General features: G+C 69.3%; 14 protein-coding genes. 6 read left to right on the top strand and 8 right to left on the bottom strand.

The features are described 5' to 3' along the window. Positions 1–86 precede the first annotated feature (86 nt). Positions 87–1220: an ABC transporter substrate-binding protein gene (locus tag LZ009_RS04205; RefSeq protein WP_275696614.1), complete on the top strand. Its 1134-nt coding sequence runs from the start codon at positions 87–89 to the stop codon at positions 1218–1220. Here the strand turns inward: LZ009_RS04205 and LZ009_RS04210 are convergent. Then, the gene (locus LZ009_RS04210) at positions 1213–2118 is read right to left on the bottom strand and encodes a LysR family transcriptional regulator (RefSeq protein WP_275696615.1); all 906 of its coding nucleotides are present in this window, start codon (positions 2116–2118) and stop codon (positions 1213–1215) included. The two genes, LZ009_RS04205 and LZ009_RS04210, sit on opposite strands and share 8 nt — an antisense overlap. 114 nt (positions 2119–2232) lie before the next feature. On the opposite strand from LZ009_RS04210, the gene LZ009_RS04215 reads away from it, so the two are divergent. The 4 genes from LZ009_RS04215 to LZ009_RS04230 all read left to right on the top strand — a co-directional run bounded on the left by LZ009_RS04215 (position 2233) and on the right by LZ009_RS04230 (position 8992). Then, a complete protein-coding gene (locus LZ009_RS04215; RefSeq protein WP_275696616.1) occupies positions 2233–3045 on the top strand; it encodes an alpha/beta hydrolase in 813 nt (270 codons plus the stop codon). Positions 3046–3135: 90 nt separating this feature from the next. Beyond that, positions 3136–4329: an efflux RND transporter periplasmic adaptor subunit gene (locus tag LZ009_RS04220; protein ID WP_430300187.1), complete on the top strand. Its 1194-nt coding sequence runs from the start codon at positions 3136–3138 to the stop codon at positions 4327–4329. Next, entirely contained in the window at positions 4326–7571 is a 3246-nt protein-coding gene (locus tag LZ009_RS04225) for an efflux RND transporter permease subunit (RefSeq protein WP_275696617.1), read from the top strand. Before LZ009_RS04220 ends, LZ009_RS04225 begins: the two co-directional genes overlap by 4 nt. A 2-nt stretch (positions 7572–7573) precedes the next feature. Then, on the top strand, positions 7574–8992 hold the full coding sequence (locus LZ009_RS04230; protein WP_275696618.1) for an efflux transporter outer membrane subunit: 1419 nt from the start codon (positions 7574–7576) through the stop codon (positions 8990–8992). 3 nt (positions 8993–8995) lie between these two features. Here the strand turns inward: LZ009_RS04230 and LZ009_RS04235 are convergent, their stop codons facing one another. From LZ009_RS04235 to LZ009_RS04250, 4 genes are all read right to left on the bottom strand, one after another. Further along, positions 8996–10669: a Na/Pi cotransporter family protein gene (locus LZ009_RS04235; protein ID WP_275696619.1), complete on the bottom strand. Its 1674-nt coding sequence runs from the start codon at positions 10667–10669 to the stop codon at positions 8996–8998. 54 nt (positions 10670–10723) lie between these two features. Next, positions 10724–11236 carry a signal peptidase II gene (gene lspA, locus LZ009_RS04240; RefSeq protein ID WP_275696620.1) on the bottom strand — a complete coding sequence of 171 codons (513 nt, stop codon included), beginning with the start codon at positions 11234–11236 and terminating at the stop codon, positions 10724–10726. Beyond that, entirely contained in the window at positions 11236–14076 is a 2841-nt protein-coding gene (ileS, locus tag LZ009_RS04245; RefSeq protein ID WP_275696621.1) for an isoleucine--tRNA ligase, read from the bottom strand. Before ileS ends, lspA begins: the two co-directional genes overlap by 1 nt. Positions 14077–14188: 112 nt before the next feature. Next, a complete protein-coding gene (locus LZ009_RS04250) occupies positions 14189–15199 on the bottom strand; it encodes a bifunctional riboflavin kinase/FAD synthetase (protein ID WP_275696622.1) in 1011 nt (336 codons plus the stop codon). Between the two features lie 142 nt (positions 15200–15341). On the opposite strand from LZ009_RS04250, the gene LZ009_RS04255 reads away from it, so the two are divergent. Further along, a complete protein-coding gene (locus LZ009_RS04255) occupies positions 15342–15902 on the top strand; it encodes an HNH endonuclease (protein ID WP_275696623.1) in 561 nt (186 codons plus the stop codon). Between the two features lie 12 nt (positions 15903–15914). Here LZ009_RS04255 and LZ009_RS04260 read toward each other — a convergent pair whose 3' ends face one another. The 3 genes from LZ009_RS04260 to LZ009_RS04270 form a co-directional block, all read right to left on the bottom strand. Beyond that, positions 15915–17294: an alpha/beta fold hydrolase gene (locus tag LZ009_RS04260; protein WP_275696624.1), complete on the bottom strand. Its 1380-nt coding sequence runs from the start codon at positions 17292–17294 to the stop codon at positions 15915–15917. Positions 17295–17356: 62 nt separating this feature from the next. Further along, positions 17357–18472: an acyl-CoA dehydrogenase family protein gene (locus LZ009_RS04265; protein ID WP_275696625.1), complete on the bottom strand. Its 1116-nt coding sequence runs from the start codon at positions 18470–18472 to the stop codon at positions 17357–17359. Between the two features lie 13 nt (positions 18473–18485). Beyond that, the gene (locus LZ009_RS04270; protein ID WP_275696626.1) at positions 18486–19664 is read right to left on the bottom strand and encodes an acyl-CoA dehydrogenase family protein; all 1179 of its coding nucleotides are present in this window, start codon (positions 19662–19664) and stop codon (positions 18486–18488) included. Between the last annotated feature and the right edge of the window lie 13 nt (positions 19665–19677).

Genomic DNA, 19677 nt, shown 5'->3' on the forward strand with positions numbered 1-19677 from the left:
GTCCCTGAAGTAGTACTACCTAGGGCGGTTTTACCGCCCCGCTCCCGATTACGCTCGCGCTCCTGAATTACATCTGGAGACAAATCATGAAGCGGCGGGAACTCGTCCTCGGCCTGGGGGCGGCGCTTGCATTGCCGGGTGCACTCGCGGCGCGTGGGGCCGATCTCGTGGTCGGCCAGGTCGCCCCGCTGTCGGGCGTGCTGGCCAGCACGGGCGCGCAGATGGTGCTGGGCGGCCGCATTTGGTTCGACCACGTCAACGCCACCGGCGGCATCCATGGCCGCGCGATCAAGCACCTCGTGGTCGACGACGGCTACAAGGTCGACGAGACCGTCCGCCTCACGCGCGAACTGCTGGATAAGCCCGAAGTGGTGGCGCTGTTCGGCTTTGCCGGCACCGCCAACGTCGGCAAGCTGCTGGCCGAGGGCGTGCTGGCGCAAGGCGGCGCCGCGCTGGTGGCGCCGTACACCGGCGGCGAGAACCTGCGCGACCCGTTCAATCCCTGGATCTTCCACGTGCGCGCGGGCTACGCCGACGAGACCGAACACATGGTGCAACAGGCCACCACGCTGGGCCTCAAGCGCATCGCCGTGATGTACCAGGAAGACGGCTTCGGCCAGGCCGGCCTGGAAGGCGTGAAGAAGGCGCTGGCCAAGCGCAACCTGGCGCTCTCGGTGGCCGCGCCCTACGAGCGCAACACCGACAAGGTGGAAGACGCGGTGCGCCGCGTGAAGGCTTCCGATGCGCAGGCCGTGATCATGATCTCGGTCAACAAGTCGACGGCTGCCTTCGTGCGCCAGTACCGCGAGGCGGGCGGCGGCGCGCAGCTGTATAACATCTCGGTGGTGGACCCGGCGGAGATCGTGAAGATCGCCGGGCTGAAGAACGCCCACGGACTGGGCATCAGCCAGGTGGTGCCGTATCCCTACGTCCCGACGCTGCCGGCGGTGCGCGAATACCAGACGCTGCTGAAGAAGTACGCGCCGGATGCACAGGTCAACTACACCAGCTTCGAGGAGTTCCTGGGCGCCAAGGTGCTGGTGGAAGGCCTCAAGCGCGCCGGCCCCAACGCTACGCGGGCCGGCGTGGTGCAGGCGCTGGAGTCGCTCGCCAACTTCGACCTGGGCGGCGTGAACGTCGGCTACGCGCCGCGCAATCGCATCGGCTCGCGCTACGTCGAAGTCACCGTGATCGGCAACTCGGGCAAGCTGCTCAAGTAACCGAGAGCTTCGCGAAGACCTCCGCCGCCCACTCGACGAAGGCGCGCACGCGCGCGCTCAGATGCCGGTTGGGCGGATACACCACATGCAGCGGGATCAGCGGGTGCTTCCAGGCCGGGAGGATCTCCACCAGCGCGCCGCCCGCCATGTGCGGCGCTGCCTGGAAGCGCGCGATCTGCGCGATGCCGAGCCCCGCCAGTGCCGCGGCGAGATAGGCATTGCCTTCGTTCACCGACAGCTTGTGGCGCCCCGCGACCTCGATGCGTTCGCCGTCCTTTTCGAAGACGTTGGGAAACAGGCGGCCGGTGCGCGGCGAGAAGAAGTTGATGACCGTGTGCCCGGTCTCCAGGTCGAGGGGATGCGCGGGCGTGCCGTTGGCCGCCAGGTAGGCCGGCGTGGCCACGGACACCAGGTCCATGTTGGCGATGCGGCGGGCCACCAGCGATTGCTCGGTCAGTTCGCCGCCGCGGATCACGCAGTCCACGTTGTCGCTGATCAGGTCCACCGGCCGGTCGCCCACGCCGAGGTCCAGCTGGATGTCGGGATAGCGGCGGTAGAAATCGGGCAGGGCGGGGATGATGATCTGCGACGCGATCGATGAACCGACGTCGACGCGCAGGCGGCCGCCCGGCTTGCCTTGCGCAAGCGTCATCGCCGCCTCCATCTCGTCGAGGTCGTTCAGCAGGCGCGAGGCGCGTTCGTAATACGCCGCTCCGTCCGGCGTGACGGTCACGCGCCGCGTGGTGCGGTTCAGCAGCTTCACCTGCAGGCGGGTTTCGAGCTGCTGCAGCAGCTTGGTGGCGGAGCCCTTGGGCATGTCCAGCGACTCGGCCGCCTTCGTGAAGCTGCCGGTTTCCACCACCCTGCCGAACACCCGCATGGCCTGGATCTGGTCCATGTCCTTTCTCTCCTTGTTCGTCCTCTTGGGTGGCCGCATTGTTCACGGTCTGGAAACAGAGAACTGGCCGGTGCCCTGTTTATCCGCACGGTCCCAGTGCCTATATTTGCCGTCATGCGATCCAGCGTTCCCGCGTCCCTTCCCGAAAGCCTGGCCCTGCCCGGCCACTCACCCATGCCCATGCGCCTGCACGGCGACAAGCGCGCAGCCGCCGGCCGCGTGGTGCTGCACCTGCATGGCGGCGCCTTCACGGGCGGCGACCTGGACAGCGGCGAATGCCTGGCGCAGCTGCTCGCGGACGCGGGCGCGCTGGTGGTGTCGATCGGCTATCCCCTGGCTCCGGAACATCCGTTCCCGCAGGCGGTGGAGGCGGGCTATGCGGCCCTGGAGTGGCTGCACCAGAAGCGCGCGCGCATTGCCGGCCCCAAGGCGCAGGTGTTCCTCGCCGGCGAAGAGGCCGGCGGCAACCTGGCCGCCGGCATCGCGCTGGTGGCGCGCGACCGCGCGGGTCCGCCGGTGGCCGGCCTGATCCTGGTGACGCCGATGCTGGACCCTTGCACGGCCTCGGCTTCGCAGCGCGAAGCCCTGGGCAGCGAGGTGCAGTGCCGCTTCAGCACCGGCTGGAGCCAGTACCTGCGCAACCCGCGCGACGCCGAGCATCCGTACGCCGTGCCGGCCTACGCGCAGCGCCTGGCGGGCCTGCCGCCCACGCTGGTGCTGGCGGGCGAGGACGATCCCATGCGCGACGAAGCGATGGCTTTCGCGCGGCGGCTGGAGCAGGCGGAGGTGGCCGTGCGCACGGCCTTGATCCCCGCCACCGGCTGGCCCGAATCGCTGGAGACCACCGCACAGGCTTGTCCGTGTGCCGCGGTGGTGCAAGGCGAGTTCACGCGCTTCCTCGCCGCGCCCGTGCCGCAACCTTCATAGCGCCCCGCGCAACCCCTTCTCCCCACGCTTCAACCCGGCCCGAGCGGCCGGGGTGGGCCAACGCATCCCGAAAAAAGAAAGGCATCAACCATGGAAAACGCTGCCAACAACAAGAAGCGCAACTGGCGCATGTGGACCGCGGCCGGCGCGGCCGCCAGCTTGTCGGTCCTCGCCACCGCCGTCATCAGCCTGCAGGGTGGCCGCGCCCAGGCCACGGCCAACAGCGCGCCGCCCGCGCCGCAGGTGTCGGTGGCGACGGTCAGCGAGACCGACGTCGCCGCCTGGGACGAGTTCTCCGGCCGCATCGAGGCCGTCGAGCGCGTGGAGATCCGCTCGCGCGTGGCCGGCGCCGTGCAGGCCGTGCACTTCCGCGAAGGCGCGCTGGTGCGCCAGGGCGACCTGCTGATCACGATCGACCCCGCGCCGTACCAGGCGGAGGTGGAGCGTGCCGAGGCGCAGGTGGCCGCCGCGCAGGCGCGCCAGGCCCAGGCGCAGAGCGAGCACGCGCGGGCCCAGCGCCTGTGGGAAGAAAGCGCGATCGCGCAGCGCGAGCTGGAAGAGCGCGTCAACGCGGCGCGCGAGGCCGGCGCCAACCTGCGCGCGGCGCAGGCGCAACTGCAGGGCGCGCGCCTGAACTACAGCTATACGCAGGTGCGTGCGCCCGTGTCCGGCCGCATCGGCAAGCTGGAAGTCACGCCGGGCAACCTGGTGGCGGCCGGTCCCGGAGCGCCGGTGCTCACGACGCTGGTCTCGGTGAGCCCGATCTACGCGAGCTTCGAAGCCGACGAACAGGTGATCGTCCGCGCCTTGAAGGACCTGCCCGGCGGCGCCAGCGCCCGCCAGCTGATCGAGCGCATCCCGGTGCAGATCGGCACCGGCGCGACCGCCGACACGCCCCATGCGGGCCGCCTTCAATTGATCGACAACCAGGTCGATGCGAAGAGCGGAACCATCCGCCTGCGCGCCGCCTTCGACAACAAGGACGGCGCACTGATTCCCGGCCAGTTCGCCCGCGTGCGCATGGGCCAGGCGCGCAGCACGCGCGCCGTGCTGGTCACCGAGCGCGCCGTCGGCACCGACCAGGAAAAGAAGTTCGTGCTGGTGGTGGGCGAGGGCAACAAGGCGGAATACCGCGAAGTGACGCTGGGCGCCACCAGCAACGGCCTGCGCGTCGTCACCAGCGGCCTGAAGCCGGGCGAGCGCGTGGTGGTCAACGGCCTGCAGCGCGTGCGACCGGGCGTGGTCGTGCAGCCGCAGCAAGTGACGATGGAAGCCAAGGCATGAACTTCTCCCGCTTCTTCATCGACCGGCCGATCTTTGCCGGCGTGCTGTCGCTGCTGGTCTTCCTGGCCGGCCTGATCGCGCTGCGTGCACTGCCGATCTCCGAGTATCCGGAGGTCGTGCCGCCCACCATCGTCGTGCGCGCCAACTACCCCGGCGCCAACCCCAAGGTGATCGCCGAGACGGTGGCCACGCCGCTGGAGGAGGCCATCAACGGCGTGGAAGGCATGCTCTACATGAGCAGCCAGGCCACCACCGACGGCCTGCTGACGCTCAACGTCACCTTCCGCCTGGGCACCGACCCGGACAAGGCGCAGCAGCTGGTGCAGAACCGCGTCGCGCAGGCCGAGCCGCGGCTGCCCGAGGAAGTGCGGCGCCTGGGCCTGTCCACGGTCAAGAGCTCGCCCGACATCACCATGGTGGTCCACCTGGTCTCGCCCAATGGGCGCTACGGCATGGACTACCTGCGCAACTACGCCGTGCTGAACGTGCGCGACCGGCTCGCGCGCATCGGCGGCGTGGGCCAGGTGGGGATCTGGGGCGGCGGCGAGTACGCGATGCGCGTCTGGCTCGATCCGCAGAAGGTCGCGCAACGCGGCTTGTCGGCGACCGACGTGGTGCGCGCGATCCGCGAGCAGAACGTGCAGGCCGCGGCCGGCGTGGTGGGCGCATCGCCGGGCCTGCCCGGCGTCGACATCCAGCTGTCCATCAACGCGCAGGGCCGCCTGCAGGACGAGGAGGAGTTCGGCGACATCATCGTCAAGACCGGCGCCGACGGTGCCGTCACGCGGCTGCGCGACGTGTCGCGGCTGGAGCTGGGCGCGGCCGACTATTCGCTGCGCTCGCTGTTGAACAACGATTCCGCCGTCGGCATCGGCGTGTTCCAGGCGCCGGGCTCCAACGCGCTGCAGATCTCCGCCCAGGTCCGCGCGACCATGGAGGAAATCCGCAAGACCATGCCCGAGGGCGTGGAGTACCGCATCGCCTACGACCCCACGCAGTTCGTGCGCGCCTCCATCGAGTCGGTCGTGCACACGCTGCTGGAAGCCATCGCGCTGGTGGTGCTGGTGGTGATCCTGTTCCTGCAGACCTGGCGCGCCTCGGTCATTCCGCTGCTGGCGGTGCCGGTCTCGGTGGTGGGCACCTTCGCCGTGCTGCACCTGCTCGGGTTCTCGATCAACGCCCTGAGCCTGTTCGGGCTGGTGCTGGCCATCGGCATCGTGGTGGACGACGCCATCGTGGTGGTGGAGAACGTGGAGCGCAACATCGAGGCCGGCCTGAGTCCGCGCGACGCGACCTACCGCGCGATGAAGGAAGTGTCCGGGCCCATCGTGGCCATCGCGCTGGTGCTGGTGGCGGTGTTCGTCCCGCTGGCGTTCATCAGCGGGCTCACGGGACAGTTCTACCGCCAGTTCGCGGTGACCATCGCGATCTCCACGGTGATCTCGGCCTTCAACTCGCTGACGCTTTCGCCGGCCCTCGCTGCGCTGCTGCTGCGCGGGCACGACGCGCCCAAGGATGCGCTCACGCGCTTCATGGACCGCGCCTTCGGCTGGCTGTTCCGCCGCTTCAACAAGGTGTTCACGCGCGGCTCCACCGCCTATGGCGGCGGCGTACGCACCGTGCTCTCGCACAAGGGCGCGATGCTGGCCGTGTACGCGGTGCTGGCGCTGGCGACCGCGGGCCTGTTCCAGGCCGTGCCCAAGGGCTTCGTGCCGGCGCAGGACAAGCAGTACCTGATCGGCTTCGCGCAGCTGCCCGATGGCGCCACCCTGGACCGCACCGACGCCGTCATCCGCAAGATGGGCGAGATCGCGCAGAAGAACCCCAACGTCGAAGGCACGCTGGCCTTCCCGGGCCTGTCGATCAACGGCTTCACCAACAGCTCCAATTCGGGGATCGTGTTCGCGATGCTGAAGCCCTTCGACCAGCGCAAGGGCAAGGACCAGAGCGGCGAGGCGGTCGCCGGCCAGTTGAACCAGGCTTTCGGCGGCATCCAGGACGCGTTCATCGTGATGTTCCCGCCGCCGCCCGTGCAGGGCCTGGGCACCACGGGCGGCTTCAAGCTGCAGCTGGAAGACCGCGGCTCGCTCGGCTACGAGGCGATGGACAGCGCCGTGAAGGCCTTCATGGCCAAGGCCTACCAGTCGCCGGAGCTGGCCGGCCTGTTCACCAGCTGGCAGGTCAACGTGCCGCAGCTCTATGCCGACATCGACCGCACCCGCGCGCGCCAGCTGGGCGTGGCCGTCACCGACGTGTTCGACACCATGTCCACCTACCTGGGCAGCGTGTACGTCAACGACTTCAACAAGTTCGGCCGCACCTACAGCGTGCGCGTGCAGGCGGATGCGCCGTACCGGGCGCGGGCCGAGGACATCGGCGCGCTCAAGGTGCGCTCGTCCTCCGGCGAGATGGTGCCGCTGTCGTCGCTGATGAACGTGCGTTCCAGCTACGGCCCCGAGCGTGCCATGCGCTACAACGGCTACCTCACTGCCGACATCAACGGCGGGCCGGCCCCGGGCTTCTCCTCGGGCCAGGCGCAGGAAGCCATCAAGCGCATTGCCGCGGAGACGCTGCCCGCGGGCATCTCCTACGAGTGGACCGAGCTGACCTACCAGGAGATCCTGGCCGGCAACTCCGCCCTCGTCGTGTTCCCGCTGGCGATCCTGCTGGTGTTCCTGGTGCTGGCCGCGCAGTACGAGAGCCTGACGCTGCCGCTGGCCATCCTGCTGATCGTACCCATGGGCATCTTCGCGGCGCTTACGGGTGTCTGGCTGGGCGGCGGCGAGAACAACGTGTTCACGCAGATCGGGCTGATGGTGCTGGTGGGGCTGTCGGCGAAGAACGCGATCCTGATCGTGGAGTTCGCGCGCGAGCTGGAGTTCGCCGGCCGCACGCCGGTGCAGGCGGCGATCGAGGCGGCGCGGCTGCGGCTGCGGCCCATCCTCATGACCTCGCTCGCTTTCGTCATGGGCGTGGTGCCGCTGGTGCTGTCGTCCGGCGCCGGCTCCGAGATGCGGCGCGCCATGGGCGTGGCCGTGTTCAGCGGGATGATCGGCGTGACGGCCTTCGGCCTCTTCCTCACCCCCGTGTTCTACGTCGTGCTGCGCCGCCTGGCGGGCAACCGGCCGCTGCGCCAGCACGGGCAGGTGCCGCACTTCGAGGGTTTCGCCGGCAGCGGCAGCGGCGGCGGCGGCGCGGTGCGCCCCGTGCCCGCGGCGCCCGTGCATTCCCAGGAGTCCTGATCATGAAGACCTTTGCCTTGCTTCCGCTGGTGGGCGCGCTGCTGCTTGCCGGTTGCGCCACCGCCTTGCCCGAGCTGCCCGCGCAGCCGGCGCCGCCCGCGCAGTTCAAGGAGAACGCGCAGTGGACCACCGCCGCGCCCGCCGAGTCCCGCGACCGCGGCGAGTGGTGGAGGGCCTTCGGCGACCCGCAGCTCGATGCGCTGGTGCAGCGCGCCGCCGATGCCAACACCGGCGTGCGCGAGGCCGCCGCGCGGCTGGCGCAGGCGCGGGCGGCGGTGCGCTCGGCCAATGCCGAACGGCTGCCGCAACTGGCCCTCGGCGCGTCCGCGGACCGTGCGGCGGGTGCCAACAGCGCCGCCGGGCCGGCGCCGTTCACGCTGTACCAGGCCGGCGTGCAGCTCGCCTACGAGCCCGACCTGTTCGGCCGCGCCGGTGGCCGGCGCGATGCCGCTTCGCTGGATGCCGACGCACGAGCGGCGCTGCTGCAAAGCACGCGCCTGGCCGTGCAGGCCGAGACCGCGCAGGCTTACCTCGCGCTGCGCGCCCTGGATGTGGAACAGGCGCTGGTGCGCGAGACGGTGGAAGCGTATGCCGGCACGCTGCGGCTGACGCAGCGCCGCCACCAGGCCGGCGACGTCGCCGAGCTCGACGTGGTGCGCGTGCAGGCGGAAGTCGCGGCCACCGAAGCCGAGGCGCTGGCCATCGCGCGACAGCGGGCCGCGCTGGAGCATGCGCTGGCCGTGCTGGTGGGCGACGCCGCTTCCGAGTTCACGCTGCCGGCCGCGGAATGGACGACGGCCTTGCCCGTGATTCCCGCCGGCGTGCCCGCGACCGTGCTGGCCCGCCGCCCGGACGTGTCGGCGGCGCAGTCCTCGCTGCTGGCCGCGCAGGCCCGCGTGGGCGTGGCGCAGGCCGCCTGGTTCCCGCGCCTGGCGCTCACCGGCCAGGGCGGCTTCGCGTCGCCGGAGCTGGGCGACCTGCTGCGCTGGTCGGCCCGCGCCTGGAGCGTGGGCGCGCTGCTGTCGCTGCCGATCTTCGATGGCGGACGCCGCCAGGCCGGCATCGAGGACGCGCGGTCGCAGCTCGATGCGGCGCTCGCCTCCTATCGCGGCCAGGTGCTGGTCGCCTTCCGCGAAGTGGAGGACCAGCTGTCGGCGCTGCGGCTGCTGCACGAACAGTCGCTGGCGCAAGGGCGCGCGGTGGAAGCGGCACGCCGGGCCACCACGCTGTCGGGCACGCGCTATCGGAACGGCCTGGTGAGCCAGCTGGAGCTGCTCGATGCGCAGCGCAGCGAACTGCGCAACCGCCGGCAGGCCCTGCAGGTGCGCGCGGCGCAGTTCCAGGCGACGGTGGTGCTGGTGCGGGCGCTGGGCGGCGACTGGGGCGCGGCGCCGCGCCCGGTGCAGGTCGCGGGCGACTGAGGCTCAGGACGCCAGGTCGGAGCCGGCGTCGGGCAGCAGTTGCTTGATGCGGCTCGGCGCCAGCGCGCCGGCCGAATCGAGGATCGGGTAGGCGATCGAGCAGATGTGGGAGTTGATCCGCTTCATGTCGCTGATCAGGTCCAGGTGCAGCGAACTGGTCTCCACGCTCTGCACGGTGTTCTCGGCCAGGCGCACCAGGTGCGTGCCCGCATAGGCGCGCTCCAGGTCGCGGAAGCGCGCCTTTTCCTCCAGCAGCTTGCGGGCGTCGCGCTCGGAGCCGTTGAGGAACACGCTCATGCCCAGGCGCAGGTTGTCGACCAGGCGCGCGTGCAGCTCGCAGATCTCCGCCATGCCGGCGTCGGAGAAGCTGCGCGACTTCCGGATCTTCTTGTCCTCGATGTCGATCAGGATGCGCTCGATGATGTCGCCGATCTGCTCCATGTTGATGGTGAAGCTGATGATGTCGGTCCAGCGCCGGCTTTCCTCTTCCCCCAGCGCCTCGCGCGAGATCTTGGTCAGGTAGTACTTGATGGCCGAATAGAGCTGGTCGACCGTGTCGTCCATCTTGCGCAGTTCCTCGGCCAGGCGCAGGTCGTTGTCCTTGATCACGCGCAGCATGCCCATGAGCATGGTTTCGACCACGTCGGCCTGGTGCAGCGCCTCGCGCGCGGCGCAGGAGATGGCCAGCGAAGGCGTCGACAGCGCGATCGGATCCAGGTGGTGCGGCCGCCCCGCGACCATGTGCTTGGGCGTCTTGGGCAGCCAGGTTTCCACCTGCCGCGCCACCACCTTGGTCAGGCCGATGAAGGCCAGCGCCATCACGATGTTGAAGGACAGGTGGAACAGCACCACCACCGTGGCCGGGGATTCGCCGAGGAAGGGCCGGGCGTAGCGCAGCCACAGTCCCACCAGCGGCGCGCACAGCAGCACCCCGATGACCTTGAACACCAGGTTGCCCATGGGCACCTGCCGCACCTCCACCGGCGACTTCGCCGTGGCCAGCACGCCCAGCACGCCGCTTCCGAGGTTGGCGCCGAGGGTCAGGCCCAGGGCCACGTCCAGCGGCAGGGCGCCGGAGGCGGCGAGCGTGGCCGTCAGCAGCACGATCGCCAGGGACGAATAAGCCACCAGGGACATCACGGCGCCGACGGTGATCTCCAGCAGCACGTCGCTGGAAAGCGACAGCAGCAGCGCCTTGATGGCCGGCGACTGCACCATGATCGCGGTCGACTCCGACACCAGCCGCAGCGCGAGCAGCATCAGCCCCAGGCCGATCAGCACGCGGCCGAGGCGGCCCATGGGCGTCGCCTGCCGGCCGATGAACAGCACGACGCCGACGAAGATGAAGAGGGGCGACAGCCAGGACAGGTCGAAGGAGAACACCACCGACATCAGGCTGCTGCCCACGTCGGCGCCCAGCATCACGGCGAGCGCGATCGGCAGGGCGACGACGCCCTGGCCGACGAAGGAGGACACGATCAGCGCGGTGGCCGTGGAGGACTGCACGAGTGCGGTGACGCCGACGCCGGCGAGCGCGGCCGCCGGGCGGGTCCCGATGCTGCGCGCGAGCACGTGGCGCAGGTTGGCGCCAAAAACGCGCAGGATGCCGGTCCGTACGAGATAGGTGCCCCACACCAGCAGCGCCACGGCTGCCAGCAGGTTCAGCAGATGCTTCATGTTTGAAGCAATGATACGCCGGGCCCCGGCACCAGGGCCAGTAAGCGTTTGGCTTTACCGGGTTCGGCGCACCCGCAGCAGTTCATCGAGGATCAGGCAGGCCGCGCCTATGGTGATGCCGGCGTCGGCCACGTTGAAGGCCGGGAAGTACCAGCGGTTGGCATAGTGCACCTGGAGGAAGTCGACCACGTAGCCATGCAGCAGGCGGTCGACCACGTTGCCCACCGCGCCGCCCAGGATGCAGGCGAGCGCGAAGGAGAACAGCTTCTGGTGCGAATGGCTGCGCAGCAGCCACAGGATGAAGAGCACCGCCACCACCGCGATGCCGGTGAACAGCCAGCGCTGCCAGCCCGAGGCCGCGGCCAGGAAGCTGAAGGCCGCGCCGGTGTTGTGCGCCCGCACGATGTTGAAGAAGGGCGTGACGTAGGTCGAGTCGCCGTACTGGTAGTAGCCCAGGATCAGGACCTTGGTGAACTGGTCGGCGATCAGCACGATCAGGGCGAGGCCCAGCCAGGGCAGCATGCTGCCGCCGGTGCCGGACGTGGAGAGCGAGAGGTTGCGGGCCATCAAGCGTGCTCCCGCGCTTCGCCGGCGCCGAACAGGTTGCTCACGCAGCGGCCGCAGATGGTGGGATGCCCCGGGTCGCTGCCGACGTCGGGCCGCCAATGCCAGCAGCGCTCGCACTTCGTGTCGGTGCTCGGCACCGCCTGCACCGCGAGGTCGGCGCCCGGCTGCAGCGTGACCTGCGAGGCGATGAAGATGAACTTCAGGTCGTCGCCCAGGCTGGCGAGCAGCGCGTGGTCGTCCGGTCCTGCCGTCACCACCAGGTTGGCCTGCAGCGACGAGCCCACCTGGCCCTTTTCGCGCAGCGCCTCGATTTCCTTGTTGGCGAGGTCGCGGATCTCGTGGATGCGGTTCCACTTGGCCAGCAGCGCTTCGTCCGGGGCGCCGATCTCGGCGTACTCCTCGAGGAAGATCGACTCCGAGCTGCCGAAAAGCTTCCAGGCTTCCTCGGCGGTGAAGCTGAGGAAAGGCGCCATCCAGCGCAGCATGGCGTGCGTGATGTTCCACAGCACGGTCTGGGCGCTGCGGCGTGCCAGCGACTTGGGCGCCGTGGTGTACAGGCGGTCCTTCAGCACGTCCAGGTAGAACGCGCCCAGGTCCTCGGAGCAGTACACCTGCAGCTTGGCCACCACCGGGTGGAACTCGTAGACCTCGTAGTGCGCCAGCACTTCCTGCTGGAACTGCGCCGCCCGCGCGAGGGCGTAGCGGTCGATCTCCAGCAGCTCGTTCAAGGGCACGGCGTCCTTGGCCGGATCGAAGTCGCTCACGTTGGCCAGCAGGAAGCGCAGGGTGTTGCGGATGCGGCGGTAGGCGTCGACCACGCGGGCCAGGATCTTGTCGTCGCCGGCGATGTCGCCGGAGTAGTCGGAGGCGGCCACCCACAGGCGGATGATCTCCGCGCCCAGCTTCTTGCTGGTTTCCTGCGGATCCACGCCGTTGCCCATCGACTTGGACATCTTGCGGCCCTGGCTGTCCACCGTGAAGCCGTGCGTCAGGATGCCGCGGTAGGGCGCGCGGCCGTACATCGCGCAGGCGGTCAGCAGCGAGCTGTGGAACCAGCCGCGGTGCTGGTCGTGACCTTCGAGGTAGAGGTCGGCCTCGGGGCCGTTCTCGTGGCCGGCGCCGGCGTGCGAACCTTTCAGCACCGTGGTGTGCGTGGTGCCCGAGTCGAACCAGACTTCCAGGATGTCCTGGCTCTTGGTGTAGGCCGGTGCATCGGCGGCGGCGCCCACCTTGGCAAGGATCTCCTCGGTGCTGGCCTTGCTCCAGGCCTCGATGCCGCCGGCGTCGACCATGTCGGCGGCGAGGTCCAGGATCTCCATGGTCCTGGGGTGCAGCTCGCCGGAGTCCTTGTGCAGGAAGAAGGGCAGGGGCACGCCCCAGCTGCGCTGGCGCGAGATGCACCAGTCGGGCCGGCCGGCGATCATGTCGCGCAGGCGGGCCTTGCCGTTCTCGGGATAGAAGGCGGTCTCGTCGATCGCGGCCAGCGCCAGGTTGCGCAGCGTGTCGGGCGCCTTGTCCTTGGTGAACACGCCAACGCCCTCGTCCATGCGAACGAACCACTGCGCCGCGGCGCGGTAGATCACGGGCGTCTTGTGGCGCCAGCAGTGCGGGTAGCTGTGGACGATGGTTTCGGTGGCGAACAGGCGGCCGGCGTCGTCCAGCGTCTTGATGATGTGCGGGACGGCCTTCCAGATGTTCTCGCCGCCGAACAGCGGGAAGTCGGGCGCGTAGGAGCCGTTGCCCTGCACCGGGTTCAGGATGTCGTCGTAGGCGAGGCCGTGGGCGACGCAGCTGTTGAAGTCGTCCAGGCCGTAGGCGGGCGAGGAGTGCACGATGCCGGTGCCGTCGTCGGCCGTGGCGTAGTCGGCCAGGTAGACCGGCGACAGGCGCCGGAAGCCGGCGTCGACGTCGTACAGCGGATGCTGGAACTCCAGGCCGCCGAGGTTCTTGCCTTCGGTGGTAGCCAGCACCTTGCCCTCGAGCTTGAAGCGGGCCAGCGCCTTCTCCACCAGCACCTCGGCCAGGATCAGGCGGCCGCGCGGCGTGTCGACCAGCGCGTAGACGATCTCGGGGTTGAGGTTCAGCGCCTGGTTGGCGGGGATGGTCCAGGCGGTGGTCGTCCAGATCACGGCGAAGATGTCGCTGCCGGTCGCCGGCACGCCGAAGGCCGCGGCGACCTGGGCCGCGTCGTTGGCCTTGAAGCCGACGTCCAGCGTCTGCGACTTCTTGTCCGCGTACTCGATCTCGAACTCGGCGAGCGAGGAGCCGCAGTCGAAGCACCAGTACACCGGCTTCAGGCCGCGGTAGACGAAGCCGCGTTCCACCACGCGCTTGAACGCGCGGATCTCGCCGGCCTCGGTGCCGAAGTCCATGGTGCGGTACGGATGGTCCCAGTCGCCCAGCACGCCCAGGCGCTTGAAGTCCACCATCTGCAGCGCGATCTGCTCGGTGGCGAAGGCGCGGCTCTTCGCCTGCATCTCGTCGCGCGGCAGGTTGCGGCCGTACTTCTTCTCGATCGCGTTCTCGATCGGCAGGCCGTGGCAGTCCCAGCCGGGGATGTAGGCGGCGTCCAGGCCCTTCAGCTGCCGGGACTTGACGATCATGTCCTTCAGGATCTTGTTGACCGCGTGGCCCATGTGGATCTGGCCGTTGGCGTAGGGCGGGCCGTCGTGCAGCACGAACTTCTGCCGGCCGGCGCGGGCGACGCGCAGGCGCTTGTAGAGGCCTTCGACCTCCCACTGCTTCACCCAGCCCGGCTCGCGCTTGGGCAGGTCGCCGCGCATGGGGAAGGGCGTGTCGGGCAGGTTGAGGGTGGCGCGGTAATCGGTCTTGTCGGTCATGAGGGAGCCTGTTCGGTGCTTGTACTTGTCATGCCGGGCCGGACCCGGCATCCACGGCGGTGAAACCGTGGGGGATGGATTGCGGGTCGGGCCCGCAATGACAAGGGCACCGTTAAATTCGGTCGCGCGTGGTCTGCCGCCGGGTTTCGGCGTGGGTGGAAGCAAAGAAGGCCCGGGCGGCGTCGCAGTCGCGCGCGATGCCCGCTTTCAGGGCATCGAGACCGTCGTAGCGCAGCTCGTCGTGCAGTTTGTGCAGCAGTTCCACCCGGATGATTTTACCGTAGGCCCCTTCGGCCCCCAGCCGGGCGGGCCATTGCAGGCAGTGCGTCTCCAGCAGCACCCGGCCGCCGTTGACGTCCTTCGGGTCCAGCGAAGGCCGGATGCCGAGGTTGGCGACCCCTTCCAGCGGGCGCTCGTCCAGCCCGTGGACCCGCACGGCGAAGATGCCGCTCGCGGCGGGCTTCCAGTGGGCGAAGCGCAGGTTGAGGGTCTTGAACCCCAGCTCGCGGCCGAGCTTGCGGCCATGCACCACGTGCCCGCTGATGCTGTACGGCCGCCCGAGCAGGGTCGCCGCGCCGGCCATGTCGCCGCGGGCCAGCGCTTCGCGCACCGCGGAGCTCGACACGCGCAGCCGGTGCACCTCGTAGGCGTTCATGCGGGCGACGTCGAAGCCCAGGCGGCTGCCGGACGAATCCAGCAGGGCGTAGTCGCCGGCGCGCTTGGCGCCGAAGCGGAAGTCGTCGCCCACCAGCACGTACTTCGCGCCCAGGCCCTTCACCAGCACGTTGCTGATGAAGGCGTCGGGCTCCTGGCTCGACAGGCGCGCATCGAACTTGAGGATCACGCACTGGTCGACGCCGCAGCCGGCCAGCTCGGTCAGCTTGTCGCGCAGGGTCGCGATGCGCGCCGGCGCCAGTTCCGGCTTGCGGTGCAGCGCCGCGAAATAGTCACGCGGATGCGGCTCGAAGGTCAGCACGCAGCTGGGCACGCCGCGGTGCCGGGCCTCGTTGTTCAGCAGGGCCAGCATCGCCTGGTGGCCGCGATGCACCCCGTCGAAATTGCCGATCGTCACGGCGCAGGCCCGGGCGATCTGGGGGTGGTGGAAGCCGCGCAGGATCTGCATGGGGGCGAGGTATGTTTTTGATAGCAGTCGGTGGCGTGGCGCAAGGCCCACGCACCCGGGACTGGTCATGGGTCCAGCACGAAAAACAGGTATATTGTGCTTGAAGGTCCGTGCCGACGTCGTTTCCTGGAAGGAGTCGCGTTTGAAGGTCTTGAAGCTGTCCGCCCAAGGGCTGCCCCAGTCGTGGATTTCGCTGGAGCAGGCCGTGCTGCACTACGCCGCCGACCAGGTCCGGTGGGAGGCGGGGGCGGAAGTCGCCGTGTTCCGCGGCGGCACCAATGCGGCCAGCGGCCGGCAGTCCCTGATCACGGTCAACAGCATCATCGGCACCAAGGGCGTGCCGAACATCAACCCCTTCGACCTCAAGCCAGGCCTCACCAACGGCAAGCTGTTCGCGCGCGACCGCAACGTGTGCGCCTACTGCGGCGGCGAGTTCCACGAGGAGGAACTCACCCGCGAGCACATCATCCCCTTCGCCCAGAACGGCAAGGACCACTGGATGAACGTGGTGACGTCCTGCCGCGCCTGCAACCACCGCAAGGGCAGCCGCACGCCGGAGCAGGCCCACATGGACCTGCTCTACGCGCCCTACGTGCCCAGCCTCTGGGAAGACTTCATCCTGCGCAACCGCCGCATCCTGGCGGACCAGATGGAGTTCCTGATGGCGCACCTGCCCAAGAACTCGCGGCTGCACGACGCGTAGCGCCGGCGCGCCTCAGTACGTCAGTTCGAGCACCGACACCTCGCCGCTGCCCATCGGCCAGCTGCGGCCCACCACCCGTTCCCCGTTGAACTCCGCCACCACCGTGCGCTGCGGCTCCGGCTTGATGCGCGAGCTGGCGACGCCGGCGCCGGGCAGCGCGCCGGGAGGCGGGCTCTGGCCGTCGAAGGACATCTTGTCGCGCGCGGGATCCAGGTAGCCGCGCGGGCGGGTCAGGATGACCAGGGACGGCGCGCCCTGGTCGGCCGCGGGCACGCGCTCCGGCCGCAGGGCGAGGACGTCGCTGGAACGCGGGAAGGGACTGCGGTAGATGTGCGTGGTGGCATAGCCCGGCGCGCTCACCACGAACTCGTAGCGCGTGCCCTCGGTCGCCTGGAACGGTCCCCAGCGGCCGTCGGCGCCCACCGTCGTTTCGTAGACCGGGGTCGGACGCTCGCGCAGGGCGGTGCCCGCATCGACCGGGAAGACGCGCACCAGCGCGCCCGGCAGCGGCAGGTTGTTGGCGAAGTTGCCGCTGGCCGCATCGGCCGACGAAAGTCCCAGCCCGGTGACCCGCCCGGACAGCATCACCCTGGCTTCCGGCAACACCTCCAGCGTCGCCGGCGCGCGGCCGGTGATGAAGCGATGCATGGCCGCGAAGGCAGCCGGCGAGAACGCGGTCTCGCGATGGTCCACGCGCGGCAGCACCAGGTTGGTGGCGCCCTTGAGCGCCGGGCCGTCGTAGCCGACGCCGGTGGCCGCGCCTTTCTTGCCGATCCACTGGCCGTCCGGCTGCGCGTACTTGTCGTTGTTGTCGGAGCGCAGCGTCAGCCACTGCACCGGCCCCGTCACCTCGTCGCCATTGGCGTTCTTCGGCGTGTTCAGGCCGCGCAGGAAAGCGCTGGCAGCGGCGAACTCGCTGTTGTCGGACAGGCCGGGCAGCGACACCCAGATCCCGTGGTTGGGCACGCCGCCCAGCACCGCGTGGCTCACCTTGGCCGCACCGCCGCCGTTCTGGATGTAGTTGCGGATGGCATTGCCGCCGCGCGAGTTGCCCACCAGCACGACCTTCTGCGCGCCGGTCGCCTGCAGCGTGCGGTCGACCTCGGCGGCCAGGAAGGCCATGTGTTCGGCCGTCGACGTGCGTCCCGGTTGCGCCTTGGTGTCGTCGTCCCGCGCGAGCGGATACGGCAGCTCGATCGCGTGCAGCCGGCTGCGCGGCCAGCCGTTGGACTCGAAGCGCCAGAGCGTCGTCTGCCAGATCGATGCGGCGTCGCCGTTGCCGTGCACGAAGACGATGGGCGGAAGCTCGGTCATGGAAGGGCCGGTGGCGCAGGCGGTGGTGAGCAGGGCGGCGCCGGTGAGGGCGATGAAGTGGCGGCGATTCGTCGTCATGTCTTGTGTCTCCTCGAAATGAGAAACGCCCGCTGTTGCGGGCGTTTGCTGGGCGCAGGGCGTCAGGCGAACACGCCGGCCGTGTCCTGCATGCGCTCCGAGACCTCGCCCAGGTGGTGCAAGGTGTCGCCGTAGGTCAGCTCCAGCTGCGTGAGCTTCTTGAAGTAGTGGCTGCCGATGTATTCGTCGGTCACGCCGATGCCGCCGTGCAGCTGCACCGAGTTCTGGCCGATGAAGCGCATGGACACGCCGAGCTGGTACTTGGCGCGCGCCATCGCGCGGCGCCGCTCCTCGGCGGGGGCATTCAGCTTCAGCGACGCGTAGTAGCTCATGGAGCGCGCCAGTTCCAGCTGCATCTTCATGTCGGCCATGCGATGGCGCAGGGCCTGGAAGGTCGCCAGCGTCACGCCGAACTGCTTGCGCGTGTTCATGTATTCGGCAGTGACTTCCATCGTCTTGTCCAGGACGCCCACCGCTTCGGCGCAGGTGGCGGCGATGCCGATGTCCACGGCTTGCTCGAGCGCGGGCAGGCCGTCGGCCGTGACCAGCACGGCGGCCGCATCGCGGAAGCTCACTTCGGCCGCGCGCTCGCCGGCGATGGTCGGATAGCCACGCGTCTTCACGCCTTGCGCGGTGCGCTCGACGAGGAACAGCGCCACCTTGCCGCCGCTGCGGGCCGGCACCAGGAAGGCGTCGGCCTGGTCGCCCGCGGGCACCACGCTCTTGTCGCCGCTGACGGTCCAGCCGCTGCTGCCGTGCGTGGCCTGCGCCTCGCAGGCATCGAGGCGCCAGCGCGCCTTGCGCTCCTGGTGCGCCAGCACCACCAGCGCTTCACCCGTCGCGATCGTCGGCAGCCACTGGCCTTGCACCGCCGCCGGCGCGTAGGCGCCGAGCACGCCGCTGGCAACGAGCGTCTGCGCGAGCGGCTCCAGCACGATGCCGCGGCCCAGTTCTTCCATCACCACCATCGCCTCGACCGGCCCCATGGCCATGCCGCCATGTTCTTCGGACACGTACAGGCCCGCGAGGCCAAGCTCGGCGAGCTCGCCATAGGCCGCACGGTCGAAGCCGCCCGCCTTGACGACGCCGCTGCGGCGCTCGAAGCCGTAGCTGCGGTCCACCCACTTGCGCACCGCGTCGCGCAGCTGTTCCTGGTCGTCGCTGAAATTGAAGTCCATGTTCGTTGCTCCTTCAGCCGAGGACCGTCTGCGAGACGATGTTGCGCTGCACTTCGTTCGACCCGCCGTAGATGGTGGTCTTGCGCAGGTTGAAATAGGTGGCGGCCAGCGGGGCCACGTGGGAGGCGCCGACGTACTCGCCCTGGTAGCCGGCTTCCATGGCTTCCTGGATGAAGGGCACGGCAAAGGGGCCGGCGGCCAGCATCATCAGCTCGCTGTAGCGCTGCTGGATCTCGCTGCCCTTGATCTTCAGCAGGCCGGCGATGTCCAGCGGGTTCTTGCCGGACTTCTCGGCCGACAGCACGCGCAGCACCAGCATCTCCAGCGCCACCACGTCAACTTCCAGGCGCGCGATCTCGTCGCGGAAGCGCTGGTCGCCCCAGACGCCTTCCGACCTCGCGATGCGCTTCAGGCGCTCGAGCTCGCGCTTGGCGCGATTGACGTCGGCGATGTTGGTCCGCTCGTGCGAAAGCAGGTGCTTGGCGTAGGTCCAGCCCTTGTTCTCTTCGCCGATCAGGTTCTCGGCGGGAACTTCGACGTTGTCGAAGAACACCTCGTTCACCTCGTGGCCGCCGTCCAGCATGATGATGGGCCGCACGGTGACGCCGGGCGACTTCATGTCGATCAGCAGGAAGGAGATGCCGGTCTGCGGCTTGCCTTCGGTGGAAGTGCGCACCAGGCAGAAGATCCAGTCGCCGTGCTGCGCAAGCGTGGTCCAGGTCTTCTGGCCGTTGACGATGTACTTGTCGCCCTTGCGCTCGGCGCGGGTCTTGAGCGAGGCCAGGTCGGAGCCCGAGCCCGGTTCGCTGTAGCCCTGGCTCCACCAGACTTCGCCGCTGGCGATGCCGGGCAGGAAGCGCTGCTGCTGCTCGGGCGAGCCGAAGGCCATGATCACGGGGGCGACCATCACCGGGCCGAACGGCACGATGCGCGGCGCGCCGGCCAGCGCGGTCTCTTCCTCGAACAGGTGCTTCTGCACCGCGCTCCAGCCCGGGCCGCCGAACTGCTTGGGCCAGCCATAGCCCAGCCAGCCTTTCTTGCCCAGGATCTTGGCCCAGCGCTGCATGTCGTCGCGCGTCAGGTGCAGGGCGTTGTGCACCTTGTGCGCGATGTCCTGGGGCAGGTTCTCGCGCACCCAGGCGCGGATGTCTTCCCGGAACTTCTGTTCTTCAGGGGTAAAGGCAAGGTCCATGGCTTGTCTCCGA

It is taken from the genome of Ramlibacter paludis (genome assembly GCF_022012305.1).
Classification (GTDB): Bacteria; Pseudomonadota; Gammaproteobacteria; order Burkholderiales; family Burkholderiaceae_C; genus Ramlibacter; species Ramlibacter paludis.

Bases quoted from the DNA above. Each gene is read 5' to 3' on its own strand.
- ileS (WP_275696621.1), bottom strand. From the start codon at position 14,076: ATGACCGACAAGACCGATTACCGCGCCACCCTCAACCTGCCCGACACG.
- lspA (WP_275696620.1), bottom strand. From the start codon at position 11,236: ATGGCCCGCAACCTCTCGCTCTCCACGTCCGGCACCGGCGGCAGCATG.
- LZ009_RS04210 (WP_275696615.1), bottom strand. From the start codon at position 2,118: ATGGACCAGATCCAGGCCATGCGGGTGTTCGGCAGGGTGGTGGAAACC.
- LZ009_RS04225 (WP_275696617.1), top strand. From the start codon at position 4,326: ATGAACTTCTCCCGCTTCTTCATCGACCGGCCGATCTTTGCCGGCGTG.
- LZ009_RS04205 (WP_275696614.1), top strand. From the start codon at position 87: ATGAAGCGGCGGGAACTCGTCCTCGGCCTGGGGGCGGCGCTTGCATTG.
- LZ009_RS04215 (WP_275696616.1), top strand. From the start codon at position 2,233: ATGCGATCCAGCGTTCCCGCGTCCCTTCCCGAAAGCCTGGCCCTGCCC.
- LZ009_RS04235 (WP_275696619.1), bottom strand. From the start codon at position 10,669: ATGAAGCATCTGCTGAACCTGCTGGCAGCCGTGGCGCTGCTGGTGTGG.
- LZ009_RS04270 (WP_275696626.1), bottom strand. From the start codon at position 19,664: ATGGACCTTGCCTTTACCCCTGAAGAACAGAAGTTCCGGGAAGACATC.
- LZ009_RS04265 (WP_275696625.1), bottom strand. From the start codon at position 18,472: ATGGACTTCAATTTCAGCGACGACCAGGAACAGCTGCGCGACGCGGTG.
- LZ009_RS04260 (WP_275696624.1), bottom strand. From the start codon at position 17,294: ATGACGACGAATCGCCGCCACTTCATCGCCCTCACCGGCGCCGCCCTG.
- LZ009_RS04220 (WP_430300187.1), top strand. From the start codon at position 3,136: ATGGAAAACGCTGCCAACAACAAGAAGCGCAACTGGCGCATGTGGACC.
- LZ009_RS04230 (WP_275696618.1), top strand. From the start codon at position 7,574: ATGAAGACCTTTGCCTTGCTTCCGCTGGTGGGCGCGCTGCTGCTTGCC.
- LZ009_RS04250 (WP_275696622.1), bottom strand. From the start codon at position 15,199: ATGCAGATCCTGCGCGGCTTCCACCACCCCCAGATCGCCCGGGCCTGC.